The 26,483-nt window shown below is 39.3% G+C and carries 24 protein-coding genes; 15 read left to right on the top strand and 9 right to left on the bottom strand.

Translation table 11 applies throughout. The features are described from left to right. The first annotated feature begins 14 nt into the window (after positions 1-14). The 4 genes from rapZ to queA all read left to right on the top strand — a co-directional run bounded on the left by rapZ (position 15) and on the right by queA (position 3,900). Positions 15-875 carry an RNase adapter RapZ gene (gene rapZ, locus EV694_RS04520; RefSeq protein ID WP_132689882.1) on the top strand — a complete coding sequence of 287 codons (861 nt, stop codon included), beginning with the start codon at positions 15-17 and terminating at the stop codon, positions 873-875. 21 nt (positions 876-896) lie between these two features. After that, positions 897-1,721, top strand: coding sequence for a DUF5718 family protein (locus EV694_RS04515; protein ID WP_132689879.1), 825 nt, complete (start codon positions 897-899; stop codon positions 1,719-1,721). A gap of 193 nt (positions 1,722-1,914) precedes the next feature. Beyond that, entirely contained in the window at positions 1,915-2,730 is an 816-nt protein-coding gene (locus EV694_RS04510) for a DNA ligase (RefSeq protein WP_132689876.1), read from the top strand. A gap of 69 nt (positions 2,731-2,799) precedes the next feature. Then, positions 2,800-3,900, top strand: coding sequence for a tRNA preQ1(34) S-adenosylmethionine ribosyltransferase-isomerase QueA (queA, locus tag EV694_RS04505; protein WP_132689873.1), 1,101 nt, complete (start codon positions 2,800-2,802; stop codon positions 3,898-3,900). A 105-nt stretch (positions 3,901-4,005) separates the two neighbouring features. Here queA and EV694_RS04500 read toward each other — a convergent pair whose 3' ends face one another. Both EV694_RS04500 and EV694_RS04495 read right to left on the bottom strand, forming a co-directional pair. Then, positions 4,006-4,221, bottom strand: coding sequence for an excalibur calcium-binding domain-containing protein (locus EV694_RS04500; RefSeq protein ID WP_132689870.1), 216 nt, complete (start codon positions 4,219-4,221; stop codon positions 4,006-4,008). A gap of 25 nt (positions 4,222-4,246) precedes the next feature. Continuing rightward, entirely contained in the window at positions 4,247-4,969 is a 723-nt protein-coding gene (locus EV694_RS04495; RefSeq protein WP_132689868.1) for a tetratricopeptide repeat protein, read from the bottom strand. A gap of 333 nt (positions 4,970-5,302) precedes the next feature. On the opposite strand from EV694_RS04495, the gene tgt reads away from it, so the two are divergent. The 5 genes from tgt to mutM all read left to right on the top strand — a co-directional run bounded on the left by tgt (position 5,303) and on the right by mutM (position 8,890). Beyond that, positions 5,303-6,454, top strand: coding sequence for a tRNA guanosine(34) transglycosylase Tgt (gene tgt, locus EV694_RS04490; protein WP_132689865.1), 1,152 nt, complete (start codon positions 5,303-5,305; stop codon positions 6,452-6,454). Between the two features lie 283 nt (positions 6,455-6,737). After that, positions 6,738-7,406, top strand: a complete 669-nt coding sequence (gene radC / locus EV694_RS04485; RefSeq protein ID WP_424580050.1) for a RadC family protein — start codon at positions 6,738-6,740, stop codon at positions 7,404-7,406. 183 nt (positions 7,407-7,589) lie between these two features. Then, complete coding sequence (gene rpmB, locus EV694_RS04480; RefSeq protein WP_078238985.1) at positions 7,590-7,826, top strand: 50S ribosomal protein L28; 237 nt, start codon at positions 7,590-7,592, stop codon at positions 7,824-7,826. Positions 7,827-7,837: 11 nt separating this feature from the next. Further along, entirely contained in the window at positions 7,838-8,008 is a 171-nt protein-coding gene (gene rpmG, locus EV694_RS04475; RefSeq protein ID WP_047977607.1) for a 50S ribosomal protein L33, read from the top strand. A gap of 69 nt (positions 8,009-8,077) precedes the next feature. Beyond that, on the top strand, positions 8,078-8,890 hold the full coding sequence (mutM, locus tag EV694_RS04470) for a bifunctional DNA-formamidopyrimidine glycosylase/DNA-(apurinic or apyrimidinic site) lyase (protein ID WP_132689859.1): 813 nt from the start codon (positions 8,078-8,080) through the stop codon (positions 8,888-8,890). A gap of 39 nt (positions 8,891-8,929) precedes the next feature. On the opposite strand, the gene EV694_RS04465 is transcribed toward mutM, so the two are convergent. Then, positions 8,930-9,976, bottom strand: a complete 1,047-nt coding sequence (locus EV694_RS04465) for a glycosyltransferase family 9 protein (RefSeq protein WP_132689856.1) — start codon at positions 9,974-9,976, stop codon at positions 8,930-8,932. A 222-nt stretch (positions 9,977-10,198) separates the two neighbouring features. Continuing rightward, positions 10,199-10,462 carry a DinI-like family protein gene (locus tag EV694_RS04460; protein ID WP_132689853.1) on the bottom strand — a complete coding sequence of 88 codons (264 nt, stop codon included), beginning with the start codon at positions 10,460-10,462 and terminating at the stop codon, positions 10,199-10,201. A gap of 225 nt (positions 10,463-10,687) precedes the next feature. Here EV694_RS04460 and EV694_RS04455 point away from each other — a divergent pair, with 225 nt between their 5' ends. Next, positions 10,688-12,166: a subtype B tannase gene (locus tag EV694_RS04455; RefSeq protein WP_132689851.1), complete on the top strand. Its 1,479-nt coding sequence runs from the start codon at positions 10,688-10,690 to the stop codon at positions 12,164-12,166. Between the two features lie 209 nt (positions 12,167-12,375). Continuing rightward, complete coding sequence (locus tag EV694_RS04450) at positions 12,376-13,794, top strand: alanine/glycine:cation symporter family protein (protein WP_132689848.1); 1,419 nt, start codon at positions 12,376-12,378, stop codon at positions 13,792-13,794. 116 nt (positions 13,795-13,910) lie between these two features. Here EV694_RS04450 and EV694_RS04445 read toward each other — a convergent pair whose 3' ends face one another. From EV694_RS04445 to EV694_RS04430, 4 genes are read right to left on the bottom strand one after another with little or no spacing between them, the layout of a single operon-like run. Beyond that, positions 13,911-14,486 carry an anthranilate synthase component II gene (locus tag EV694_RS04445; protein WP_132689845.1) on the bottom strand — a complete coding sequence of 192 codons (576 nt, stop codon included), beginning with the start codon at positions 14,484-14,486 and terminating at the stop codon, positions 13,911-13,913. 8 nt (positions 14,487-14,494) lie between these two features. Further along, positions 14,495-15,073, bottom strand: coding sequence for an aminotransferase class IV family protein (locus EV694_RS04440; RefSeq protein WP_132689842.1), 579 nt, complete (start codon positions 15,071-15,073; stop codon positions 14,495-14,497). A 6-nt stretch (positions 15,074-15,079) separates the two neighbouring features. After that, positions 15,080-16,021 (bottom strand): aminodeoxychorismate synthase component I, encoded by a 942-nt coding sequence (locus EV694_RS04435; RefSeq protein WP_132689839.1) that lies wholly within the window; start codon positions 16,019-16,021, stop codon positions 15,080-15,082. 60 nt (positions 16,022-16,081) lie between these two features. Continuing rightward, positions 16,082-16,990 carry a LysR family transcriptional regulator gene (locus EV694_RS04430; protein WP_132689836.1) on the bottom strand — a complete coding sequence of 303 codons (909 nt, stop codon included), beginning with the start codon at positions 16,988-16,990 and terminating at the stop codon, positions 16,082-16,084. Positions 16,991-17,441: 451 nt separating this feature from the next. Between EV694_RS04430 and asnB the strand changes: the two genes are divergently transcribed. From asnB to EV694_RS04415, 3 genes are all read left to right on the top strand, one after another. Next, positions 17,442-19,025 (top strand): asparagine synthase B, encoded by a 1,584-nt coding sequence (gene asnB / locus EV694_RS04425; protein WP_132689833.1) that lies wholly within the window; start codon positions 17,442-17,444, stop codon positions 19,023-19,025. Positions 19,026-19,185: 160 nt separating this feature from the next. Further along, positions 19,186-23,649 carry a glutamate synthase large subunit gene (gene gltB, locus EV694_RS04420; protein WP_243645975.1) on the top strand — a complete coding sequence of 1,488 codons (4,464 nt, stop codon included), beginning with the start codon at positions 19,186-19,188 and terminating at the stop codon, positions 23,647-23,649. 44 nt (positions 23,650-23,693) lie between these two features. Continuing rightward, positions 23,694-25,118: an FAD-dependent oxidoreductase gene (locus EV694_RS04415; protein WP_132689830.1), complete on the top strand. Its 1,425-nt coding sequence runs from the start codon at positions 23,694-23,696 to the stop codon at positions 25,116-25,118. 91 nt (positions 25,119-25,209) lie between these two features. Here the strand turns inward: EV694_RS04415 and recX are convergent, their stop codons facing one another. Continuing rightward, entirely contained in the window at positions 25,210-25,656 is a 447-nt protein-coding gene (recX, locus tag EV694_RS04410; RefSeq protein ID WP_424580044.1) for a recombination regulator RecX, read from the bottom strand. 227 nt (positions 25,657-25,883) lie between these two features. On the opposite strand from recX, the gene slyD reads away from it, so the two are divergent. Continuing rightward, positions 25,884-26,462, top strand: coding sequence for a peptidylprolyl isomerase (gene slyD / locus EV694_RS04405; protein ID WP_132689824.1), 579 nt, complete (start codon positions 25,884-25,886; stop codon positions 26,460-26,462). Positions 26,463-26,483 lie beyond the last annotated feature (21 nt).

Raw genomic sequence — 26,483 nt, 5'->3', positions numbered from 1 at the left:
GAGGATAAGAAATAATGGAAATTATCATTATTAGCGGACGCTCGGGGGCTGGTAAATCCGTTGCCTTACGAGCCTTAGAAGATATTGGATATTATTGTGTTGATAATCTTCCGTTTAATTTGTTACCACAATTAATTGATAATCTCGCCGCTAATCAGTCTTCGGTAGCAATCAGCTTAGACATTCGTAATTTGCCCCGTAAACCCACTATCGTCAATGAGATTTTGGCGAAAATCCCCTCTCAGCACCAAATTAGAATTATCTTTTTAGAGGCGGATCAAAGCACCCTAATTCGCCGTTACAGTGATTCAAGACGATTACACCCTTTGTCCACGCAGGATTTATCACTGGAATCAGCCATTGAATTAGAACAACAACAGCTTGAACCTCTTATACAGCAGGCGGATTTAATCATTGACACCAAAACCCTTTCTACCCACGAGCTTGCGGAAAAATTACGTCAGTTTTTGCGTGGCAATGGCGAAAAAGAATTAAATATTGTGGTGGAATCCTTTGGCTTTAAATATGGTATCCCCCTTGATGCGGATTATGTGTTTGATGTACGTTTTTTGCCTAATCCCCATTGGGATCCTGTGTTACGCCCAATGACTGGGCTAGATGAACCCGTTATCCAATTTCTTGCTAAACATAACGAAGTCAATCATTTTATTTATCTTACTCGCAATTATATTGACACTTGGCTACCTATGTTAGAACAAAACAACCGCAGTTATTTAACTATCGCTATTGGTTGCACAGGGGGCAAACATCGTTCAGTCTATATTGCTCAACAGCTTGGCGAATATTTCCAAGCGAGAGGTAAAAAAGTAAAAATTGTTCATAAATCTTTGAATAAACATCAATTATCCCATTAAGCAATGTAAGGAGAAAATACAATGAATTTTATGAATGCCATTGGTCTGGGGGTTGCAGGTAATTTTGCAGGGCATTTAGAACAAGCGGGCGAAGCAAAAGATTTCGCTAATGTGGCAACGCAAGACGTGATCCAACCTAAAGCGATTTTCCCTTTTTATGTGCCTCAAGCCAACAATTTTTTAGCCACTTATCCTCTTAGTGCGGATTATATTCGTTTTCCTCGTCAAGGGGCGGATAACTTACAAATTGAGCCTGAAGTGGCGTTAATTTGTGATATTCAATATTCTCAGCAAAAAGTGACCGCCCTTATCCCTCGTGCCTTTGCCGCTTACAACGATTGCTCAATCCGCTGTCCTAATGCCAATAAAATTTGTGAAAAGAAAAACTGGGGCGAGCAAACCAAAGGTATTGCCACTAACCTTATTTCATTAACCTCTTTTGATCAACAAAGTGAAATTAACACATATCGCATAGCTTGCTTTCATCAACGTGGCACCGCATTAAATGAATATGGTGTAGATAGCCCTGTATTAAGCTATTCTTATTTTCATCAAAAATTACTAGATTGGATTATTGATCGAATGAATCATCAACCAGATCAAGGGCCAATGAACGAGATTTATTCATTAATCCAACAAGCTAATTACCCAACTCAAGCCGTGATTAGCATTGGTGCAACCCGTTATACGCCCTTTGGCGAGAAAAACTTTCTCCAAGTAGGCGATAGCAGTATTGTGGTACTTTACCCTGGCGATCGTTATTCTTCTACCGACATAAAGCAGATGATCCAACAACAGCGTTTTCCAACAGAGGTTTCTGCTTTAGTACAAAAAGTTATTGATTAATTAAGAAACTTGGTGATTTTGCCAAGTTTTTTACATTATAGTCTTTCCAATTCTTGTCTTATTTTAAATTGAAACGACTATATTTTATTGCTCAATTTTTTATTTTTCCGATCTCTCTCGCAAAATACTCTCCTTATACTTTGCTTTTTTCAACCTTGTTCTATAGTCCATCGTATTTACCTCAGGAGGAAATATGCGCTATTTATTCTCAACAACCTTAACATTATTGATAAGTCTATGGAGTTATGCCAATCCGCCCAATCTGATGTTATTAGATACTTATCAAGCACAGGACATACAAGGCTGGGTAATGAGCGAAAAATTAGATGGTGTGCGAGGATATTGGGACGGTAAACATCTTTTTAGTCGTAATGGTTACTTGCTATCGCCGCCAAGTTATTTTACTCAACATTTTCCCCCTTTCGCTATTGACGGTGAATTATTTAGCCAACGTAATCAGTTTGAACAAATCTCTGCGATTGTGCGATCGGAACAGGATCAAGGTTGGGATACATTAAAACTCTATGTTTTTGATGTGCCAAATCAACAGGGAGATTTAACCGAAAGATTACAATATTTAAGGGATTATTTAGCTCAAAATCCCACTCCTTATATTCAAATTATTCCACAAATTCCCATTCAAAATCAGCAACATCTACAAGATTTTCTCGCTCAAGTGGAACAAAATCAGGGCGAGGGAGTTGTAATTCGTGATCCCAAAGCCCCTTATATAGCAGGGAGAAGCCAACGTATCTTAAAAGTGAAAAGTACCCTTGATGAAGAATGTACCGTTATCGCTCATCATCAAGGACAGGGGCAATTTGCTCAAGTATTAGGGGCAATTACCTGCGAAAATCATCGGGGGCAATTTAAAATTGGCTCAGGATTTAATTTAGCCGAACGCCAAAACCCACCAGCTATAGGGTCAGTGATTACTTACCGATATCGTGGTGTAACAAATAATGGTAAACCCCGTTTTGCTACCTATTGGCGACAGCGAGAGAAATAAAATCAAGCGAGTAAGCGAAATCTTTGTTAAAATTCGGCACCAAATAGAATGATTTTTAAAGAATGAATTATGCGTGTTTCTGATTTTAATTTTGATTTACCCGATGAGCTTATCGCTCGTTATCCTATGGCAGAACGCCGAGCCAGTCGTTTATTACAGCTTAACGGTAAAACGGGAGAAATTACTCACCGCACTTTTGCTGATATTGTTGAATTAATTGATGAAGGGGATTTACTGATTTTTAATAATACGCGTGTTATCCCTGCACGAATGTTTGGGCGTAAAGCCAGTGGTGGAAAAGTGGAAGTATTGGTGGAACGCGTTCTCACTGAAAGCCGTTTTTTAGCCCATATTCGATCCTCAAAATCCCCTAAAGAACAGGCAGAATTATGGCTTGGCGAGGATAAATTGGGGGAAGGAAAGGGCATAGGGGTCAAAATGCTCGCAAGGCAAGGTAGTTTATTTGAGCTAGAATTATTAGATCAATCTTTGCCCCTACTTGAAGTGTTACAACAAATAGGGCATATGCCTTTGCCACCTTATATTGATCGCCCAGATGAAGATGCCGATCAAGAGCGTTATCAAACGGTGTATAACCAAGTGCCAGGCGCAGTGGCAGCACCCACCGCAGGTCTGCATTTTGATCAAGATTTACTCGATCAATTAAAACAAAAAGGCGTTAATTTTGCCTTTGTTACCTTGCACGTTGGGGCAGGTACGTTTCAACCTGTACGAGTAGAAAATATTGAAGATCATCAAATGCACGCCGAATATGTGGAAGTGCCACCACAGGTTTGCGAAGCGATTATCGCCACCAAAAAGGCTGGCAAACGTGTGATTGCCGTAGGGACAACTTCGGTACGTTCAGTGGAAAGTGCGGCACAACAAGCCATTGCTAAACAAAGCCGTCAAATTATTGAACCTTATTTTGCCGACACAGCGATTTTTCTCTATCCAGGTAAAACCTTTCATATTATTGATGCCTTGATTACGAATTTTCATTTGCCAGAAAGCACATTAATTATGTTGGTTTCCGCTTTTGCAGGCTATCAACATACTATGCAGGCTTATCAAAGTGCGGTGCAACACCGCTACCGTTTTTTTAGTTATGGTGATGCGATGTTTATTGAGCAGAAGACAGAGGAGAGATGGCTGATGGTTAGAGATTAATCATTAAAAGCTGAAAGCGAAATATTTTGCTGGATATAAAAACGGTCAAAAACTTTTTATTTTTGACCGCGCTTTTACTAATAAATAATATTTAATCAAAAAGCACTATCGGCGACACACACTTGAACCATATTTGCTACCACCGGGTAAACATTCGCAGGGTTCGCCATCTCGATCCCGATCTAGATAATATGCTCCATAACGCTCCATATAAGCTTGGGCTTCCGCTTGTGTGGCAAAATCCGCACAACGTGCCTTGCGTGCTTCGCTAATAGGGACAATAAGTAATAACCCTAATAAAATAACTGCTTTTTTATACATTTTTATTCCTTATGCTGATTTAAAATTATTGATTATTTGACTTTCTATAATTATCACAACCTAACTGACTGCCATTATCACAAGCCTTGCCAAACCATTCTTTGGCTTGGGAAAGATTTTGCCTAACCCCTTGTCCATTAGCATACATAAAACCCAAATTATTTTGGGCATCAGCATGACCTTGCTCCGCTGCTTGACGATACCATTGTACTGCTTGAAAATAATCCTGTTTTACTCCTAGTCCATTATCATACATAAGCCCTAAATTAAATTGAGCTTGAACCAATCCTTGCTCCGCTACTTGGCGATACCATTGCACTGCTTGAAAATAATCTTGTTTTACCCCTTGTCCTTTAGCATACATCCCCCCTAAATTAAGTTGAGCCTCAGCCAAACCTTGCTCCGCTGCTTGGCGATACCATTTTACTGCTTGAAAATAATCTTGTTTTACCCCTTGCCCATTGGCATACATAGTCCCTAAATTAAATTGGGATTCAGCCAAACCCTGCTCCGCTGCTTGACGATACCATTGCACTGCTTGAGCATAATCTTGTTTTGCCCTTTCTCCGAATCTATACATCACTCCTAAATTAAATTGTGCCTCAACATCCCCTTGCTCCGCTCGTTGTTGTAGTTGTTTAATATCATTTGCCTGAACAGATAGACTGGTTAGGCTTAAAGCGATGGCGAGAATAAATACCAGAAAAGAAAAGGGTTTTTTCCATAAGTTTACCCATAATTTGTACATAAAATGCCTCCAAAAACTCAATAAATTATCTTGTTTGTCAATTAGCTATTCAGCCGACAAAACTTCCCTATTCAAAAAAAAACGATTTGTGTCAAGTGAAAAATCAATATTTTTTCGCAAAAATTTATCTCAATAAAGCGAGAATAATCAGCCATAATGGTGTCGCCAATTTGGCGAGCTAAAATGGGGGATTTAGCCATAGGTAGCAAGAATAATTTGAAATAAAAACCAAGCAAATTACCATAAATCATATTAAAATACTGCCTTTGTTTATGGCGAGGGGCTGTAAACGACAATATATCGAACTGTTTATTCGGTTATAAGGAGTGAATAATGCAATATCAATTAGATAAAACGGACGGCAGAGCCAGACGGGGGCGCTTAATTTTTCAACGTCCACAGGGGGAATTTACTGTGGAAACCCCAGCGTTTATGCCAGTGGGCACTTATGGGACTGTCAAAGGTATGACGCCAGAAGAAGTGCGTGCAACGGGAGCGGAAATTTTATTGGGTAATACCTTCCATTTATGGTTACGTCCTGGGCAAGAAATTATGCGTAAGCACGGCGATTTGCACGATTTTATGCAGTGGCATCGTCCGATTTTGACCGACTCAGGCGGTTTTCAGGTGTTTAGCTTAGGCAAGTTACGCAAAATTAGTGAAGAGGGCGTGCAATTCCAAAATCCGATTAATGGCGAGCGTATTTTTCTTTCGCCTGAAAAATCAATGGAAATCCAATATGATCTTGGCTCTGATATTGTGATGATTTTTGATGAATGTACCCCTTATCCAGCCACGTTTGATTATGCTAAACAGTCAATGGAAATGTCATTACGTTGGGCAAAACGCAGTCGTGATCGCTTTGATCAATTAGGCAATAACAACGCGTTATTTGGCATTATTCAAGGGGGCGTTTATGAAGAATTGCGTAAAATTTCGGTGGAAGGTTTGATTGAGATCGGTTTTGATGGCTATGCGGTGGGCGGTTTAGCCGTTGGCGAACCCAAAGAGGATATGCACCGTATTTTAGAATATATTACGCCGAAAATTCCAGCGGATAAGCCACGCTATTTAATGGGCGTGGGCAAACCAGAAGATTTGGTTGAAGGTGTGCGGCGTGGGATTGATATGTTTGATTGCGTGATGCCGACTCGTAATGCTCGCAATGGGCATTTATTTGTGAGCGATGGCATTGTAAAAATTCGTAATGCTAAATATCGTGATGATACCAGCCCTTTAGATCCTGAATGTGATTGTTATACCTGTCAGCATTACACCAAATCTTATCTCTATCATTTGGATAAATGTGGCGAGATTTTGGGGGCGAGATTAAATACCATTCATAATTTACGTTATTATCAACGTTTAATGGCACAAATTCGTCAAGCCATTGAGCAACAACGTTTTGAGCAGTTTGTGCAGGAATTTTATGCCAAAATTGGTAAGCCTGTGCCGCCATTAAATCAATATCATTCGGCAGAGTAATCATTATGATCAAAACAGGCTGTTATTTAATCTAAAGTGCGGTCTGTTTTGGAATTATTTTTATTGTTGTTTCTCAGAAATCGTTCCACTTTAAAATGTACAGCGTTGACAAGTTTCGCTGTACTACCTTATCTCATTCTAAATTGAAACGACAATATTCAAAACCCCTTAAAAAACCTCGCTTTTGCGATCTTGATTCCAACTTTCTGCCTAACTTTAGCATTCTATTTGGTCTTGTGTCGTTTTTATTAGATGATAAGAAAATGCTGATTATTGTGAAAATATTGCTATGACTGAACTATCATTAATGCCTCGAGAAAAATTATTAAAATTAGGTGCAGGTGCGTTACAAGATTATGAACTTTTGGCGATTTTTTTGCGGACAGGGATAAAAAATTGCCCTGTTATTGATCTTTCTCAACAAGTATTACAGCATTTTGGTTCTTTGCGTGCTTTGATGAATGCCAATGCAGAGGATTTTTGTGCGGTTAAAGGTATTGGTATAACCCAATTTATTCAGCTAAAAGCCTGTACAGAAATGACGAAACGTTATCTTTCGCAACAATTATTTATGACACATCAATTTCATAATATTGAGTCCACAAAATTCTATTTACAAACGGAATTAGAACAACAGGAACGTGAGATCTTTTTGCTCTTATTGTTAGATAATCAACATCGTTTAATTAAACAAGAAACGCTGTTTTTAGGCACAATTAATCAAGCGAATGTTTATCCTCGAGAAATTATTAAAACGGCGTTAGCTTATAATGCCGCCGCCGTGATTTTGGCACATAATCACCCTTCAGGCGTGGCAACGCCAAGTGAACAAGATAAACAGATAACCGAACAAATTCGGCAAGCCTGTGAGTTAATGGAAATTCGTGTTTTGGATCATTTTATTATTGGTAAAGGCACTTATTTTTCTTTTGCGGAGCAAAATTGGCTATGATTTTGGTGGAATATGTGTTTTTTACTTGAGAAACTGGAATAAAGTAAGTATAATTCACGACCTTTAATATACTATGCGGGTTGGGTTGATACCTGACGAGGTAGCTCAAGGATTTGGGTTTTAACGAAAAATTGAGTAATCCAAACCGTAAGCTCGAGCTTAATTAATTATTGGAGAATAACTATGTCTAGAGTCTGTCAAGTAACAGGCAAGCGTCCAGCTGTTGGTAACAACCGCTCACACGCTATGAATGCGACACGTCGTCGTTTTCTTCCTAACTTACATACCCATCGTTTCTGGGTTGAAAGTGAAAAACGTTTCGTAACTTTACGCTTAACAGCGAAAGGTATGCGTATTATTGACAAGAAAGGGATTGATGCAGTGTTAGCTGACATCCGTGCCCGTGGCGAGAAAATCTAAGGAGCTAACAAATGGCAGCTAAAGGTGCTCGTGAAAAAATCCGTTTAGTTTCTAGTGCAGAAACCGGTCATTTTTATACTACAACCAAAAATAAACGTAATATGCCTGAAAAAATGGAAATCAAAAAATTTGATCCTGTTGTGCGTAAACACGTTATTTATAAAGAAGCTAAAATTAAATAATTTTAGTCTCCATGCTGAAAGCCCGAACAATGTTCGGGTTTTTTATTGTTGTTCTATTATGAGGTCATAATGCCTGAATTACCTGAAGTTGAAACCACTAAAAATGGCATTGCCCCTTATTTGCAAGGTGCGATAATAGAGGAAATTATTGTACGGCAAGTAAAACTGCGTTGGGCGGTCAGCCCTGAGCTAATGGCACTTTCTCAACAAAAAGTCACCGCACTTTCAAGACGAGCGAAATATTTGATTATTCATCTTGAGCAAGGTTTTATTATTGGGCATCTTGGTATGTCGGGATCTTTGCGTATTGTGGATAAACAAAGCCCCGCCGAAAAGCACGATCATCTTGATATAAGATTAAATAATGGCAAAATTTTACGCTATAACGATCCACGCCGATTTGGGGCTTGGCTATGGACTGATGATCTGGCAACCTTTCCACTTTTTCGTAAGCTCGGTCCTGAGCCTTTGAGTGATGATTTTACGGGAGATTATCTGTTTAAAAAATCTCGTCAAAAACAAACGGCGGTGAAAACCTTTTTAATGGATAATGGGGTCGTGGTTGGTGTAGGTAATATTTATGCGAATGAAAGCCTCTTTTTAGCTGGTATTCATCCTCTTAAACCAGCGGCAAAATTAACTCAGCGACAATGCCATCATTTGGTTGATATTATTAAGCAAGTATTAGAGACCGCCATTGCTCAAGGGGGAACCACATTAAAAGATTTTTTGCGTCCTGACGGAAGACCGGGCTATTTTGCACAGGAATTGTTGGTTTATGGGCGTAAGGATCAGCCTTGTGTGCAATGTGGACACCCAATAGAAAGCCTAGTGATAGGACAACGCAATAGTTTTTGTTGTCCTATTTGTCAATCTCGATAAAGTTAAGATTTCCTGAAGTGCGGTGCATTTTTAGCTTTTTTATTGAATTTCAAGCTGTTTGGCTATAGCTTTAATCACGACCTCAGGCGATATTTGTGCCATTAAATTATCGCCTTTTAGTTTTGTTGCCCAAGGAAGTTGTTCCGCCGGTAAGCCAAATTGTTGCTGTAAATTTTGCTGGTATACCGAAATGACATTCTCAAGATGATTGTAAGGCCCTGTGCGTAACGGATTATGGTAGGCGTATAAACCAATGACTTTTGTGCCTTGAATTGAGGCGAGATGTGCGGCGGCAGAATCTGGCGATAACACTAAATCTACTTTGCCAATTAATGCGGCTAATTGTTTTAATGTGGTTTTACCGGCTAAATTAATCGGCTTAAATTGGCAAAGTGCGGTGATTTTTTCTACCATTTTTTGTTCTCGCTCCGCACCAGATGCCGACAATATCACATTGATATTGTGCTGATTTGCCCAGTTAGCCACTTGTGCATAATTTTCCACTAACCAATCTTTTTCCGCTTTGCTTGAACAAGGGGAAATCAATAGGTTTTTACGTTGTGGATCAATAAATTGCACAATGGCTTGCTTATCCGAAGAAGAAAGCGGTAAATGCCAGTGAGGCACAAATGGGGGAATGCCCAAATAATGGGCAAAAGCCATAAAACCAGCAAGAACATGAGGATTATCGGGTTCATTCACCTGCCGATTAATAAATAACCATTGTCCTTCTCTTGCACGTTTAGCGCTAAAACCGATTTTATATGTTGCCTTAATTCCCAAAGAAATGATGGAGGCTCGCAAAGCGGTTTGCATATTTAACAAGGCATCAAAACGCCGTTTTTTTAATTGCCGCCATAATGAAAATACCCCTCGCCAGCCAGTTTTTTTGTCATAACAAATTAACTCAACACCCGGAAGCCCAGCAAGTAATTGCATTTCTGTTTTCCCCACGATCCAAGTTAATTTGGTTTCAGGCCAATATTGTTGAATTTGTTGCACCACAGCAAGGGCTTGGCAAACATCGCCAATAGCAGATAAACGTAAAATACATAAAGCCTGAGGTGCTTGCTGAAAAAGGGACATATTACTCTCTATCTTTATTGTTAAATGGGCTTATTATAGAGAGAAAGCGTAGGGATTGAAAGGTATAGCCGTCCCCCTTTAAAATAATACGGCGTTGGTATGCCGACTTGTTTTCTTAAGTTGAAACGACTATAAAATAAAAGTGCGGTTATTTTTTAATAATTTTAATCAGCTCATTTAATATAAGATGGAAGCGAGCTAAACTCGCCTCAAGTTACTGAATTAATAATCAAAAACATCATCAATGAGACTGCTATCATTCCAAATTTCTTCTAAAAATTCGAGCATCTTTTCTTTTTCTTCACTAGAAAAGCCGCTTAAATCAACACCTTGAGAAGTAGAGATACGAATCCTCACATTGACATCATCAAATTTAGTGGCAATGCGTTCAGGTAAAACTTGTTGCAATTTCACGATAATTTTATCTTGCATTATCGCTTTTTTGCTGTCTCTTTCTTTGGAAAAACGAATATCAATTTTTTTCATACTATGCTCCTGTTTACTGTTTATTTGTACAGTATTATAAGTAATAAAAAATAACTGTCAATAAATACAGTTAAATACTGTTTTTATTATCAGTTGCCTGTTCTGCCTAACCTTGCCTTACTTTGATAAAATTTTGTATTTTCTTGACAATATTTTCATTGAAATTTTGTCTCAATGTGTAAAATAAAAGTGCGGTTATTTTTTGATAATTTTTAGGAGCAATCGATGTCTGTTAAAAATATGGCTAAGTTATTGGGCTTAGCAACTTGTTTAACTTCTACGGCAGTGTTAGCCAATCAAGATCTTACTTTTGATCCAGAGCAATATGAACATCAAACCATTACATTAAATGGTAAATCAATGGCAATTCGTGCTTATGAGAATATTGTCTATGTGAGTAATCCTGTGGATAGAGATTATCAAGTGATGAATATTTATATTCCAGAGGCTTATTTTGAAGGAAAAAGTATTGGGCAATACAATGCTGAGAATGCGCCGATTTTCTTACCTAATCAAGTCGGTGGCTATATGCCTGCCAAACCTGCTACAGCAACTAGCGAGGCTAAAGGCTTTGCTGGGCAAGCGACAAAAACGATTGCTACGGCTTTGGAGCAGGGCTTAATTGTGGCTTCACCAGGGGCAAGAGGGCGTACAACGCAAAATGCACAAGGTGAATATACGGGAAAAGCCCCTGCGGTTATTGTGGATTTAAAAGCCGCAGTGCGTTATTTGCATTTTAATGATGGGGTAATGCCAGGCGATGCCAATAAGATTATTTCTAATGGAACAAGTGCGGGTGGTGCCGTTTCCGCTTTGCTTGGGGCAACGGGCGATAATCAAGATTATGAGCCTTATTTAAAAGCATTAGGTGCTGCCGAGGCAAGCGATAAGATTTTTGCAGTATCGGCTTATTGCCCAATTACCAATCTTGAGCATGCAGATATGGCTTATGAATGGCAATTTAATGGGATTAATGATTATAAAAAAATTGAAGTGAGTATGCTAGATTATAATGTGCAACGTAAAGAAGTGCCAGGAACATTAGATAATGAGCAAATTCAAGTTTCTTATCAATTAAAACAACAATTTCCAAGTTATCTCAATAGCCTTGCTTTAACCGATGAGCAGGGTAAGCCTTTGCGTTTAGATGAGCAAGGACAAGGGAGTTTTAAGCAATTAGTGAAATCTTACGTTTTGCGTTCTGCGCAAACGGCACTAGCACAAGGCAAGGATTTAAGTCAGTTTAGCTGGTTGAACATTGAAAAGGGGCAAGTGACCGATCTGGATTTTAATGCTTATCTACATGATATAGGGCGTATGAAAACGCCACCTGCTTTTGATGCGTTAGATTTAAGTGCGGGCGAAAATCAGTTATTTGGTACGGCAAGTATTAATAAACGTCATTTTACACCTTACTCACAGCAACATAGCCTCGTGGTGGATAGTCAACAAGCGGATCAGGACGTGGTGAAATTGATGAATCCATTAAACTATTTGGAAAATAAAGCCAACAATGCCCAATTTTGGCGAATCCGTCATGGCACCAAAGATAGGGATACCAGCTTAGCTATCCCTGTGATATTAGCAACGGCGTTACAAAATCAAGGTTATCAGGTGGATTTTGCTTTACCTTGGGATAAACCACATAGCGGAGATTATGATTTAGATGAGTTATTTACTTGGATTAAGCAGATAACGCAGTAATGAAATAGATATACCGCACTATAAAAGTAAAAAGTGCGGTATATTTTTATCATATCTCTCAATTTCCTCAACGAGTGTTAAATTAAAATTAAATAAATCTATCGCTTGTTAGATTTTATTTAATATTTATCGTTTCTGTTATCTGTTCTTTTGCTTTTTCTAATTTTTTCTGTATTTTATCTCGTCTTGAAATATTACAAGGAGAAAATATGGAAAAATTTCATCAGTTTATCAATCAAGTCAATGCACCTTTATGGGATATTGCAATTATTGCATTGCTTGCTACTGGCTTATTTTTCACCATTACTACTGGCGGTGTACAAATTCGTTTATTCGCTCAAAGTGTAAGAGAAATGTTTAATGGGCGTAATTCCGCGGATAAAAATAAAGAGAGTATTTCAGCTTTTCAGGCATTCGTAATCGGATTAGCGAGCCGTGTTGGCGTAGGTAATGTGGCTGGGGTGGCTTTGGCGATTACCCTTGGTGGACCGGGTGCGGTATTTTGGATGTGGGTAACGGCGATTATTGGTATGAGTAGTGCTTTTGCTGAATCTTCATTAGCACAATTATTCAAAGTCAAAGATGTAAATGGGCAATATCGTGGTGGTCCTGCTTATTATATTACTCAAGGCTTAAAACAGCGTTGGTTTGGGGCATTATTTGCTTTATCCTTAATTATTACCTATGGTTTTGTGTTTAATGCTGTGCAATCAAATACGATTGCAGAGGCAAGCCAAGCGGCTTGGGGAATTTCTCCGACTGTTGTGGGCATTGCTTTAGTGATTTTATCTGCTCCAATGATTTTTGGTGGGATTAAACGCATTTCTAAAATTGCTGAGTTTTTAGTTCCTTTTATGGCGATTTTGTATATTGGTATGGCAGTTTATATTTTGGGCAAAAATATCAGCTTAGTGCCAGAAGTAATCCATTATATTATTCGTTCAGCTTTTGATTTTAGTGCAGCAGCAAGTGGTTTCTTTGCAGCATTTTTCTCACAAGCTATGATTTATGGGATTAAACGGGGTTTATATTCTAACGAGGCAGGTATGGGTTCAGCGCCTAATGCGGCAGCCTCTGCTGATGTTAAACACCCTGTGAGCCAAGGTATGATCCAAATGCTTGGTGTGTTTGTAGATACCATTATTATTTGTACGGCAACAGCAGTGATTATTTTATTATCTGGAGTCCATAATGATGCAACGACCACAGGGGCACAGCTTACTCAATTAGCCATTGAAAGCCAAGTTGGAAGTTGGGGCAAAGATTTCTTAGCGATCATTATGTTTATGTTTGCTTTCTCTACCATTATTGGTAATTATGCTTATGCGGAAAATAACATTAGCTATTTAAAAGACAATCGTTTGTTATTGAATGTGTTTAGACTGTTGGTGCTTGCTATGGTTTATTGGGGAACAACACAAAAAGTGATGTTAGTTTGGGATATGGCGGATATGTTTATGGGGATTATGACGCTCATTAACTTAACGGCAATTCTATTGCTTGCACCGATTGTTTGGACCTTGTTGAAAGATTATCAACAACAATTAAAACAAACAAAAGTACCTCAATTTAACATTGATAAACACCCAAAATTAGCGAAACGTGTAGAGTCTGATATTTGGAAATAATTGAGGCTTTTTTCATTAACATTAGGCGATAGTAAATATCGCCTTTTTGATTGTTATAGTGCGGTTGGTTTTTTTTATTATTTTTCACTTTCATTTCTCTGCTCCCAAAATTTTTCTCAAATAGACCGCACTTTATCGCCTAACCAGTTGGCAATCAGTTGTGAGCCATATTGGCTGATAAAGGATTCAGGGTGAAATTGTACGCCGTAAATGGGGAAATCACGATGTTGGATTGCCATAATTACACCTTGTTGGTCTTGGGCGATGATTTCTAAGTCTTCTGGTAAGGTATCAGGATCCGCAGCCCAAGAATGATAAAGTCCCACTTGGAAGGATTGAGGTAATCCCGCAAAAAGGGGACTTTCTTTAGTGCAATAAAGCGTGCCTGATTGTCCGTGACGAACTTGTCCAAGGTTATAGAGTTTGCCACCAAAAAATTCATATAAAATTTGATGACCTAAACATACCCCTAAGATTTTTTTCTGTTGGTAATATTGTCGTAAGATGGCAAAAACTTGCGGATAGGCTTGGGGAATATCAGGACCCGGGGAAATTAAAATATGTTCCGCTTGTTGTAGTTGTTGTGAGCTAACTTGTTCTACTGGCACCACCATAAAAGGATAACCGAGGGGACGTAGTAAATCCACTAAGTTGTAGGTAAAAGAATCGTGATTATCAATGAGTAATAACATAAATAGCCTCAATCAAGGGGATTCATTGCGTTAATTAACCGCACTTCTTCAAATAAATCCAATTCGTGCAAATAAATATCTCGTAATTCAATACGTTGCTGATCGAGCAAGTATTGCCGTTGTGTGCCTGCTAATAAGGGGGATTTGGGGGTAAACCATTGCCCTTGCCGTTTAAAGACTAAATTGCCAATGGTGCAATCGGTGATGAGGTTTTGTTGTACAAGCATCACTTCATCATAGTCGCCCCGTTGGGCATAATATTGTTGTAATAAATGGCGGTCGGTCCATTTTAATGAATAATTTAATGGTTGATTGACGATAATGGGTAAAAAATGGCGAAAACAACGGCGTTGATAAGGGGTATATTGAATCTGTATGTGTTGATCATTGTAATCCACTCGACAGCGTATTAATCCTTCAGTGCAATGGGGCGGAAGTTGCAAAACTTGGCGAAAATCCACCGCACTTTTTTCGGCGTGAACCCCATAATAATGGCGTAAACTGCGTTGATAACGAGCTTGATGATAATCTAAACGTTGTGCTTGCCCTTGTTCAAAGGCAATGGTTTCAAATAAGGGAAATGACATAGAGGATTACCGATAGTCTGTTTTTAAAGGGAGATAGACTTTTTCGCAAAGTTCATTGTATTCGCTGCTGATTTCACTTTGTGCGGTAATACCACCGCCGCTATGGAAATGATATTGTTGTCCTTGTTGGGCAATATAGCGAATGGCAACGGCACTTATTAAATGTTGTCCGTCAAAATAACCAAAGACACCAGTGTAATACCCTCTTTTTTGTTGTTCCGCTTGTTGAATAATTTGGACGGTTTTTTGTTTTGGCGCTCCGCTGATTGATCCCGCAGGTAATAATTTTTGCAATAAACTTAAGGGATCTTGTTGCCAATTTGATGGTAATTTACCACTAATCTGTGAGCTAGTTTGCCAAATAGCCCCTTGTTGCCGTTCAATTTTTTCTAAATAACGATAACGATCTACCTGAATATCCTGTGCGATAATGGCTAAATCATTACGCATTAAATCCACAATGGTATTGTGTTCACGAATTTCTTTTTCATTGTGTAATAATTGAGCTTTAGCTTGTGGCAGATCGGCATCGATTGTGCCTTTCATCGGATAAGTATAGATCCGATCATTTTCCATTTTGACAAAACATTCTGGCGAGAAGCACACAAAGCGGTTATCCCACAATAATTTATAAGGTGCTTGGCTTGCTTGAAAAAGTTGGCGTAAATTCAGGTTTGTTTCAATGGCGGTGGGATAAGTAAGATTTAATAAATAGGTATTGCCAAATTGCAGCTGTTGTTGTACTTGCTGAAAGCCTTGTTGATAAATATGATAATCCAATGGTGTCTTGCTAAAACGGATGGGCGTAGGAATTTGTACTTGCCAATCTAGATTATGATAGCCCTGTATATCAAAATAAATGCCTTGTTGATGAGCTTGCTCACAAGGCACCACCAAAGGTGCTTGCTGTTCAAAATCAATTAAAAAGAAATAAGGTGGTTTTATCATCACACAATAAAAATGAAAAAAGAAATAGGGCGATATTATAATCAAAAAATGCGTTGCTGACTATGAGTGTGGCTTATGGGTAAAGGCTTTTAGTAATGAATCAAAAATATAATTTTCCACACTAGAATAATTATTTTTCTTTAAACGGCAAAGCGTAACGATCCAAGGAATGGGATTTTTAATTTTACGGCAAACAAAATCAGGCGAAGCATATTGCTTAGCAATGGGATAAGGCAAAATGGTTAATAAATCTTTATTAATTTTAGCTGAGTTCAATAAAAAATCCCAAGAGCTTGATTGTAAAATAATCTGTGGATAAATATTATGAATTTCAAAGGCTTCAGTGAGCTGATGATAAATCATAAAAGTATTATCAAAGATAGCCATTTTTTGGGTATGTAAATCTTGCCAACAAATATATTCTTGGCGAGCAAGTTTATGCTCAGGAGAACAAAAAACCGCCAGTTCTGAATGATGAATTACAAAGGAATCAATGATATTTTTGGAGATACGTTCAGGGTAAAGTAACGAAGCAAAATGAATATTTTCCAATAAAAGCTCATTTTTTAAGATAAATGCCCCTTGTTCTTTGATCGTAAAATTAATAGAAGGATTATTTAAAATCAATTTTGGCATTGTTTCAGAAAAAATGACTGACAATACCAAAGGGGGAATACCAATCACGACATTTCCTGTGATTTGTTTATTACTTTGGTGCAAGTTTTTATGCATTTGATTATATTTCAGCAAAATTTCTTTGGCATCACGGTAATAATTTTCCCCCATATAAGTTAATCCTACAATCCGCCCCTGAGATCGCTTAAACAAAGCAATTCCTTCACGTTGTTCAAAATCACCGATCATCATACTCAACGCTGGTTGGGAGATATATAAATTCTGTGAGGTACGGCTTAGGTTAAAGTCATTATCTACAATAGCGACAAAATAGCGTAAATGTTTAATATCCATTGTGGGATCCTTAATGATGGGAAAGAGGGATGAGGTATTTTGCCATAGAATTTTAGCTTGTAAGTAAATATTTTGTCATAAGATCTCTATTTGTAATCGCTTCAAATTATAGTTGTTTCAATTTAAAACGAGATAAGTCTGTACGTCAAAGACACCACAAAGGGAGTGTTGAGGCATGCCAATGTCCTGTTCTTTTAAAATGGGACGACTATAACCCTATTCAATAAACCTTATTAATGCCATAAATAAATCAAACAAAATCACAATAAATCAAAAAATAATTAAATAAAAACTAATTCAATTTGATTTTTTGTTAAATTTAATTTATTTTTATTGGCAGTTAAGTGTTTTTCGTTTAAATTATTACCCTAGATAGCTTGTTATCCCTTGATAACGTGGGTAAACAAGCCAATAAGCAACAAAAGAATTAAATAATAAAGGAAATGTATTTATGTGTGGATTTATTTTTTCGTCTTCAAGCGAAACCTCAGAACAGTTTAAACGTGGTTATGATGCGCTATTTCATCGTGGGCCTGATCATCAAAGTTTAGTGTCGGATCAAAGTGGTATTTGGGGCTTTCATCGTTTATCTATTATGGATTTAAGCAACAATGGTAACCAGCCTTTTGAGCATGAAGGTGTTCGTTTATTATGTAATGGCGAAATTTATAATTATCCACAGTTAAAAACTATGTTAGCCAGCGGCTATCAATTTCACTCCGGTAGCGATTGTGAGGTTTTGATTCCTTTGTATCAGCGTTTAGGCATTGAGATGATGATGAAAATGCTTGATGGGGAATTTGCTATTGTTTTATGGGATAGCCAAAGTGGCGATATTATGGCGGGGCGTGATCCTATGGGGATTCGTCCAATGTTTTATGGCTATGATAAGCAAACTGGCGGTATTGCTTTTGCTTCTGAGGCGAAAGGTTTAGTGCCGTTTTGTCGTGATGTGCAGCCTTTCCCACCGGGGCATTATTATGCTCAAGGGCAATTTGTGTGTTATAACGATTTGGCGGATCCGAAACGTATTGTGGAACAAGATGTGGATACGATTGCCATTAACTTGCGTGAGAAATTAGAGGCAGCGGTGCTAAAACGTTTAAATTCTGATGCGCCATTAGGTTTTTTACTCAGTGGCGGTTTGGATTCGTCTTTAGTTTGTGCCATTGCTCAACGTCATTCTGATAAGCCGATTAAAACCTTTGCGGTGGGTATGGATACCGATCCTATTGATTTGAAATATGCGAAAGAAGTGGCGGATTATCTGGGGACGGAACATACCGAAGTGATTATGACTAAAGATGAGGTGTTATCAAGCCTAGAAAAAGTCATTTGGCATTTGGAAACTTGGGATATTACCACGATTCGTGCCAGTATGGGTATGTATTTGGTGTGTAAATATATTCGTGAAAATACCGATCTGAAAGTATTGCTTACGGGGGAAGTGAGCGATGAAATTTTTGGTTATAAATACACAGATTTTGCTCCAAGTGCGATGGCATTCCAGCAAGAAGCACAAAAACGTATTCGTGAGCTTTATATGTATGATGTGTTGCGTGCTGACCGTTGTTTAGCGGCAAACTCTTTAGAGGCTCGTGTTCCGTTTAGCGATACTGATTTTGTGGATTATGCGATGAGCATTAATCCAGAACGTAAAATGAACGTATATAACAAGGGGAAATATTTATTACGCCGTGCTTTTGAGGGCTTGGATTATTTGCCTGATAGTATTCTTTATCGTGAGAAAGCGGCATTTAGCGATGCGGTGGGACATTCTATGGTGGATCATCTTAAGGCTTATGCGGAAAGCAAATATTCAGATCAAGATTTAGCACAAGCGAAACAAAAATATCCACATGGTACGCCATTTACCAAAGAATCTTTACTTTATCGTGATATTTTTGAGCAATTCTACCCAGGACAATCTCATTGGATTAAAGACTTTTGGATGCCGAATAAAGAATGGGAAGGCTGTAATGTTGATGATCCAAGTGCGAGAGTATTGGGTAACTATGGGGATAGTGGAAAATAATTAAAGCATAATTATCAAATTAATATGACTATATGGTGTGGTCAAAAAATTCTCTCTATTTTGACCGCACTTTTTTCTCTCTCCCTAAGGTAGGTATAACTACCAGAACACAACAAATCAATAAAACCAACGACTTTTACTTTTTACAGGAAGTTAAACTATGCAGATGTTATATGATCCTTCTCTGACACGAGAAAACTGCGGATTTGGTTTAATCGCCAATATTGATGGGGTACAAAGCCATAAGGTTGTGCGTAATGCCATTTTAGGTTTATCCAGAATGCAACATCGTGGGGCGATTTTGTCCGATGGGAAGACAGGCGATGGCTGTGGCTTATCCTTGCAATTACCCGAAAGTTTTTTTCGTACCATTGCGGAAGAAAATCACTTTTCTTTAGCGAAAATCTTTGGTGTGGGGCAAATATTTTTGCCACAAGATGAACAAAAAGCTCAAGCCTATATTGAGATTATCAATGAAGAATTAACCAATGAAACCCTTGGTATTGCGGCTTGGCGTGATGTGCCTACCAATCCTTCCGTATTAGGGGCGATTGCGTTGGCAGATATGCCTTTGATTAAGCAAGTATTTATTAATGCACCGAGCGGTTGGCGTGTGCAAGATTTACAACGCCGTTTGTTTATTGCCCGTCGCCGTATTGAGAAGCGAATTAGTGATCCTGATTTTTATATTTGCAGTTTTTCTAATCAAACCATTATTTATAAAGGTTTGTGTATGCCGAAAGATCTGCCTAAATTCTATTTGGATTTAGCGGATTTGCGTATGCAGTCTGCCATTTGTTTATTCCACCAACGTTTTTCTACCAATACTCAACCACGTTGGCGATTGGCACAACCTTTTCGTTATCTTGCTCATAATGGGGAAATTAATACCATTTCGGGTAACCGAGCTTGGGCAAGAGCAAGGGCTTATAAATATCGCACGCCATTAATTCCTGATTTACAAACTGCCGCTCCTTTTGTGGATGAAAGCGGTTCAGATTCGGCTTCATTGGATAATATGCTGGAGTTATTTGTGTGCGGTGGTATGGATTTATTTCGTGCTATGCGTTTGCTTGTACCACCAGCTTGGCAGCATAATCCTGATATGAGCGATGATTTGCGGGCGTTTTATGATTTCAACTCAATGCATATGGAGCCTTGGGACGGCCCAGCTGGTATCGTCTTATCCGATGGGCGTTATGCCGCTTGTAATTTGGATCGTAATGGTTTACGTCCTGCTCGTTATGTGATTACCCAAGATCGTTTAATTACCATTGCCTCTGAAGTGGGAATTTGGGATTATGCCCCTGATGAAGTGGTGGAAAAAGGGCGAGTCGGACCAGGGCAATTATTGGTGATTGATACTCGTAAAGGGCAACTGCTCCATTCTGATCAAATTGATGAAGAAGTGAAAAATCGGCACCCTTATCGCCAATGGCTTAATAAAAATGTAAAAAGTTTAATCCCATTTGAGCAAATAGCGGAACAGGATATTGGTAACGTAAGCCTTGATGATAAACAACTTAAGATTTATCAAAAGCAATTTTTATATGATAGCGAAGAATTAGAGGGGATTATCCGCGTACTGGGCGAAAACGGGCAAGAAGCCGTTGGCTCAATGGGCGATGATACGCCATTTGCAGTATTGAGCGAACGCCCTCGAGTGATTTTTGATTATTTCCGTCAATATTTTGCTCAAGTCACTAATCCGCCCATTGACCCATTGCGTGAAGCCCATGTGATGAGCCTTAACACCAGTATTGGGCGAGAAATGTGTGTATTCTTTGAGGCGGAGGGAATGTCGCATCGGGTGAATTTTAAATCGCCGATTTTGCTTTATTCTGATTTACAACAGCTACTCAACTTACCGCAGCAACATTATAAAGCCGAACGCTTAGATGCCACTTATTCGGCGGAGCAAGATTTACAATCTGCCCTAGTACAGCTTTGTGATCAAGCAGAAAGTGCGGTCAAAAATGGCGCTGTTTTATTGATTATTTCTGATCGTCAAATTAGCAAAGATCGCCAGCCAATTCCGTCTGCGTTATTTGTGGGCGCAATTCAACAACGTTTAGTCAGTGCCAATTTACGTTGTGATGCCAATATTATTGTGGAAACCGCTGAGGCACGCAATCCTCATCATTTTGCCGTATTAATCGGTTTAGGTGCAACGGCGGTATATCCTTATTTAGCCTATGAAAGTTTGGCACATATGGTGCAAAAGGGGGCGATTAATAAGCCGTTACGAGAGGTATTGGCGAACTTCCGCAATGGTATCAACAAAGGGCTATACAAAATTATGTCTAAAATGGGGATTTCTACCATTTCTTCCTACCGTTGTGCTCATTTGTTTGAACTCGTGGGAATGAGTAAGGAAATTACCCAATTATGTTTTCCAAAGATCAGCAGTCGGATCGAGGGAGCAAATTTTGCTGATTTACATCAACAAATTAGCCAAACTCGCCAACGTGCATGGCGAGCTAGCCAAGGGCTTGACGCTGGTGGTTATTTGAAATTTAAACCACAAGGAGAATATCACGCCTATAATCCAGAGGTAGTAAATACCATTCAAGCGGCGGTGAATACGGGCGATTACGAAAAATACAAATTATATCGTGATGCTGTTAATCAACGTCCGATTACTACTCTTCGTGATATGTTACGCTTGAAAACAGAAGATTGCCAAGCCATTGCTTTGGAGCAAGTAGAGCCTGCGGAAAATCTGTATAAACGCTTTGATAGTGCGGCAATGTCCATTGGGGCATTAAGCCCAGAAGCACACGAGGCTTTGGCTACGGCGATGAACCGTTTAGGTGGTTTTTCTAACTCAGGTGAGGGCGGCGAAGATCCTAAACGTTACGGCACCGAAAAAGTGTCTCGTATTAAACAAGTTGCCTCAGGACGTTTCGGGGTTACTGCGGCGTATTTAATGAGTGCCGATGTGATTCAAATTAAAGTGGCACAAGGGGCAAAACCCGGCGAGGGCGGACAATTACCCGGCGATAAAGTTACCCCTTATATCGCACAATTACGCTATGCAGTACCAGGCTCAACCTTAATTTCGCCACCACCACATCATGATATTTATTCTATCGAAGATTTGGCACAGCTGATTTTTGATCTCAAACAGATCAATCCAACAGCTTTAATCTCGGTAAAACTTGTGTCCTTGCCGGGCGTGGGAACTATTGCCACAGGGGTCGCCAAAGCCTATGCGGATTTAATTACCATTGCAGGCTATGATGGCGGTACAGGGGCAAGCCCATTATCTAGCGTTAAATATGCAGGTTCTCCTTGGGAATTAGGATTGGCAGAGGCACAACAAGCCTTAGTGGAAAATAATCTTCGCCATAAAGTCCGCTTACAAGTTGATGGTGGCTTAAAAACAGGTTTGGATATTATTAAAGCTGCCATTTTAGGGGCGGAAAGTTTTGGTTTTGGTACAGGACCAATGGTGGCATTAGGTTGCCGTTATCTGCGTATTTGCCATTTAAATAACTGTGCCACAGGGATTGCGACCCAAGACGATACCCTACGCAATAACCATTACCATGGTACAGTAGAAAAAGCGATGAATTATTTCAAATTTATCGCCCAAGATGTGCGTGAGTTATTGGCGCAATTAGGGGTAGAAAAACTCACTGATTTAATCGGACGTACCGATTTATTAGAAATTATTGAAGGAAAAACCGCAAAACAACGTGGCTTAGATTTAACCAAATTATTGTATTCGCCAAAAGTGCCTGACGGCAGTGCACGTTTCTGTCAAGAAAATAACCCGCCATTCGATCAGGGCTTATTAAATAAAGCCATTGTCAATGAGGTACAAGAGGCATTTAACAAAGGCGAAAGTCTTCGAGTGAATTTTGATATTAGCAATCTCGATCGCTCAGTGGGGGCAACCTTATCGGGTATGATTGCGAAAGAATATGGTAATAAAGGAAACAGCACACAAGTTTTTGATATTAACTTAGTTGGCACCGCAGGGCAAAGTTTCGGTGTTTGGCTAACAGGTGGCGTAAACCTTACGCTCACAGGGGACGCTAACGATTATGTAGGCAAAGGTATGGGCGGTGGCCGTATTGTGATCAAGCCTCATAACGGCGTGGCGTTCAAAGCTGAACATGCAGCCATTATTGGCAACACTTGCTTATATGGTGCAACCCATGGCGAATTATTTGCTTCTGGGCGAGCAGGAGAACGCTTTGCGGTGCGTAATTCAGGGGCAAGTGCCGTAGTAGAGGGCATTGGCGACAATGGCTGTGAATATATGACAGGCGGTGTTGTTACCATTTTAGGCAAAACAGGCATCAATTTTGGTGCAGGTATGACAGGTGGATTTGCCTATGTCCTCAATGAAGATGGCAACTTCCCACAACGCATTAATCCTGAATTGGTAGAAGGTTTATCCCTAAGGGAATTACCAATGCACCAAGAACATCTACGCGGTTTAATTTCACGCCATGTGGAGCTAACCCATAGTGCCATTGGCGAACGTATCCTCGCAGATTGGGAAAACTTTATTGACCGCTTTATTTTGGTCAAACCAAAAGCCAATGATGTCAATGCCTTACTCGGTCATAAACGCCGTAGCATTGAAGAATTACGCGTGGTTACGCAATAACCTTAACCTAAGTTAAATATCAAAGGATTTCTAAGGAAAGTATTATGAGTGAGAATGTTTACCAATTTATTGATTTACCTCGAGTAGATCCACCAAAAATCCCATTAAATGCACGCAAAATAGAATTTATTGAAATCTATCAAGCCTTTAGCGATAGCCAAGCCAAATCTCAAGCGGATCGCTGTTTAGCTTGTGGTAACCCTTATTGCCAAAATAAATGCCCGTTACACAACAACATTCCTAACTGGCTAAAGTTGGCTAATGAAGGGCGTATTATTGAAGCCGCCGAATTAGCCCATAGCACCAATAGCCTACCAGAAGTTTGTGGACGAGTTTGCCCACAAGATCGCCTTTGTGAGGGCGATTGCACCCTAAACGCAGAATTTGGTGCAGTAACCATTGGCAACGTAGAAAAATATATTACCGAAAAAGCCTTCGCTATGGGCTGGAAGCCTAGCGTTCCAGCGGTAGAGGCAAGCGGTAAAAAAGTGGCGATTATCGGAGCAGGTCCAGCTGGACTAGGTTGTGCTGATGTATTAATTCGCAATGGGGTAGAGGTTACCGTTTACGAACGCCAACAAGAAATTGGCGGATTGCTGACCTTTGGTATCCCTGCCTTTAAATTAGAAAAGCAAGTGATGCAACGCCGCCGAGAATTGTTTAGCGAAATGGGTATCCAATTTAAACTTGGTGTAGAAATCGGCAAGGATATTGAATTAGCTGACATTGTGGAACAATATGACGCCGTATTTCTCGCGGTTGGGACTTATCAAGGGATCAAGGCGAATATCCCTAACGAACAAGCTCAAGGGGTATATTCAGCTTTACCATTTTTAATCGGCAATACCCAACATCTATTAAATTTACCAGCACCTGATTATGTGAGTATGCAGGATAAACGCGTGGTTGTGTTGGGCGGTGGGGATACCGCAATGGATTGTGTTCGCACCTCTGTTCGCCAACGAGCGAAAGCGGTAACCTGTGTTTATCGTCGTGATGCCGCTAATATGCCAGGCTCCAAAAAAGAATACACTAATGCACAAGAGGAAGGGGTAAAATTCCAATTCAATGCCCAACCTGTTGAAATTGAAGCAGATCCTGTGGCAGTGGAAGTGGATAAACAAGGCAAAGTCACAGGGATTAAAATTGTCCGCACCCAACTAGGCGAGCCTGATCAACAAGGACGCCGCCGAGCTGAACCTATTGCTGGCAGCGAAGAAATTATCCCTTGTGATGCCATTATTGTGGCTTTCGGTTTTGCACCACATCGTATGCCTTGGCTCAGTAAAGTAGGGGTAACCACCGATCAACGAGGCAGAATTGAAGCAAAAACAGGCTTAAAACAACAAACCGCCAACCCAAAAATCTTTGCCGGCGGCGACATCACCCGAGGCTCCGATCTCGTCGTAACCGCCATCGCAGAAGGACGAGATGCCGCACAGAGTATCATGGCGTTTTTGGATATTTAAGCTTAATTTTATAAAGATTAATTTTGTTATTACAACATTAAAATAAGTATAAAAGTGCGGTGCAAAAAATTTTTATTTTTATACCGCACTTTTAATCATTACTTTGCCCGATATAATCACTAAATTCCTCAGGGGAGAATCCATGAGAAATCATATAACGCCAAATCTTCTGTTTGGTTTTAAGATCCTTAACTTGTGCAAAATCAGGAAATTTTTTCTCTAAAGTGGTAAAGGCTTGTTCGAACCAATCAATTTCCATATTTTCAAAAACCATCGTTAATGTTTCATTATTAACGCCTTTTAAATGTTTAAGTTCTTGTTTAATCCGTAATTTACCGTAGCCGCGTTGTAATCGAGAACGGACATAACTTTCACAAAAACGCAGATCACTTTGCCAATTTTTTTGTTGGCAGTATTGAATGACTTGTTCTATATCCTCTTGGCTAAAGCCTTTTTGTTGCATTTTATATCGAATTTCCGCTTCGCTATATTCTCGTCGAGCAAGTAAATTAACGGCGTAATGTAGTGCTGATGACATAATCTATCCTTATTATAGTTGTTCCACTTTAAAATAATACGGTGTTGGTACAGCTGTACGAACTGTACTGTCTTGGGCGTGTCACTTTGTCTTATTTTAAATTGAAGCGACTATATTTAAAAAGTGTTTATTATAGACAAGATAAGGGAGTTATAGCAGGATTAACTTTCTATCTTGTTTGATTTCTTATACAATGCCTGAATATTTGTACAACAATGGAGTAATCAATGAAAGTAGCAAAAAATGTTGTGGTAAGCATCGCTTATCAAGTGAGAACAGAAGACGGTGTTTTGGTCGATGAGGCGCCTGCAAATCAGCCTTTAGAATACTTACAAGGTCATAATAATCTTGTAATTGGTTTAGAAAATGCTTTGGAAGGTAAATCGGTTGGCGATAAATTTGAAGTCAAAGTGAAACCAGAAGAAGGTTATGGTGAATATAACGAGAATATGGTGCAACGTGTGCCAAAAGACGTTTTTATGGGCGTTGATGAATTAGAAGTAGGTATGCGTTTTATTGCGGATACTGATGTTGGCCCGTTACCTGTTGTGATTACAGAAGTTGGCGATAATGAAGTGGTGGTTGATGGTAACCATATGTTAGCAGGGCAAGCGTTACATTTTACTGTTGAAGTAATTGCAACAAGGGAAGCGACATTAGAAGAAATTGCTCATGGTCATATTCATCAAGAGGGTGGTAGTTGCTGTGGTGGTCATGAAGAGGAAGGTCATGGTTGTGGTTGCGGTGGGCATCATCATGAACATCACCACCATGAACATGGCTGCGGTTGCGGGCATAAGCATTAATTGCTTTCATAAAAAAGGTGA

The organism is Volucribacter psittacicida (assembly GCF_004339025.1).
GTDB classification, from domain to species: domain Bacteria; phylum Pseudomonadota; class Gammaproteobacteria; order Enterobacterales; family Pasteurellaceae; genus Volucribacter; species Volucribacter psittacicida.
The sequence above is the reverse complement of the archived record's forward strand: the minus strand, read 5'-3'. Positions and strand labels throughout refer to the sequence as shown.

Coding starts and splice junctions, on each gene's coding strand:
- rapZ (WP_132689882.1), top strand. CDS start 15: ATGGAAATTATCATTATTAGCGGACGCTCGGGGGCTGGTAAATCCGTT.
- EV694_RS04515 (WP_132689879.1), top strand. CDS start 897: ATGAATTTTATGAATGCCATTGGTCTGGGGGTTGCAGGTAATTTTGCA.
- EV694_RS04510 (WP_132689876.1), top strand. CDS start 1,915: ATGCGCTATTTATTCTCAACAACCTTAACATTATTGATAAGTCTATGG.
- queA (WP_132689873.1), top strand. CDS start 2,800: ATGCGTGTTTCTGATTTTAATTTTGATTTACCCGATGAGCTTATCGCT.
- EV694_RS04500 (WP_132689870.1), bottom strand. CDS start 4,221: ATGTATAAAAAAGCAGTTATTTTATTAGGGTTATTACTTATTGTCCCT.
- EV694_RS04495 (WP_132689868.1), bottom strand. CDS start 4,969: ATGTACAAATTATGGGTAAACTTATGGAAAAAACCCTTTTCTTTTCTG.
- tgt (WP_132689865.1), top strand. CDS start 5,303: ATGCAATATCAATTAGATAAAACGGACGGCAGAGCCAGACGGGGGCGC.
- rpmB (WP_078238985.1), top strand. CDS start 7,590: ATGTCTAGAGTCTGTCAAGTAACAGGCAAGCGTCCAGCTGTTGGTAAC.
- rpmG (WP_047977607.1), top strand. CDS start 7,838: ATGGCAGCTAAAGGTGCTCGTGAAAAAATCCGTTTAGTTTCTAGTGCA.
- mutM (WP_132689859.1), top strand. CDS start 8,078: ATGCCTGAATTACCTGAAGTTGAAACCACTAAAAATGGCATTGCCCCT.
- EV694_RS04465 (WP_132689856.1), bottom strand. CDS start 9,976: ATGTCCCTTTTTCAGCAAGCACCTCAGGCTTTATGTATTTTACGTTTA.
- EV694_RS04460 (WP_132689853.1), bottom strand. CDS start 10,462: ATGAAAAAAATTGATATTCGTTTTTCCAAAGAAAGAGACAGCAAAAAA.
- EV694_RS04455 (WP_132689851.1), top strand. CDS start 10,688: ATGTCTGTTAAAAATATGGCTAAGTTATTGGGCTTAGCAACTTGTTTA.
- EV694_RS04450 (WP_132689848.1), top strand. CDS start 12,376: ATGGAAAAATTTCATCAGTTTATCAATCAAGTCAATGCACCTTTATGG.
- EV694_RS04445 (WP_132689845.1), bottom strand. CDS start 14,486: ATGTTATTACTCATTGATAATCACGATTCTTTTACCTACAACTTAGTG.
- EV694_RS04440 (WP_132689842.1), bottom strand. CDS start 15,073: ATGTCATTTCCCTTATTTGAAACCATTGCCTTTGAACAAGGGCAAGCA.
- EV694_RS04435 (WP_132689839.1), bottom strand. CDS start 16,021: ATGATAAAACCACCTTATTTCTTTTTAATTGATTTTGAACAGCAAGCA.
- EV694_RS04430 (WP_132689836.1), bottom strand. CDS start 16,990: ATGGATATTAAACATTTACGCTATTTTGTCGCTATTGTAGATAATGAC.
- asnB (WP_132689833.1), top strand. CDS start 17,442: ATGTGTGGATTTATTTTTTCGTCTTCAAGCGAAACCTCAGAACAGTTT.
- gltB (WP_243645975.1), top strand. CDS start 19,186: ATGCAGATGTTATATGATCCTTCTCTGACACGAGAAAACTGCGGATTT.
- EV694_RS04415 (WP_132689830.1), top strand. CDS start 23,694: ATGAGTGAGAATGTTTACCAATTTATTGATTTACCTCGAGTAGATCCA.
- recX (WP_424580044.1), bottom strand. CDS start 25,656: ATGTCATCAGCACTACATTACGCCGTTAATTTACTTGCTCGACGAGAA.
- slyD (WP_132689824.1), top strand. CDS start 25,884: ATGAAAGTAGCAAAAAATGTTGTGGTAAGCATCGCTTATCAAGTGAGA.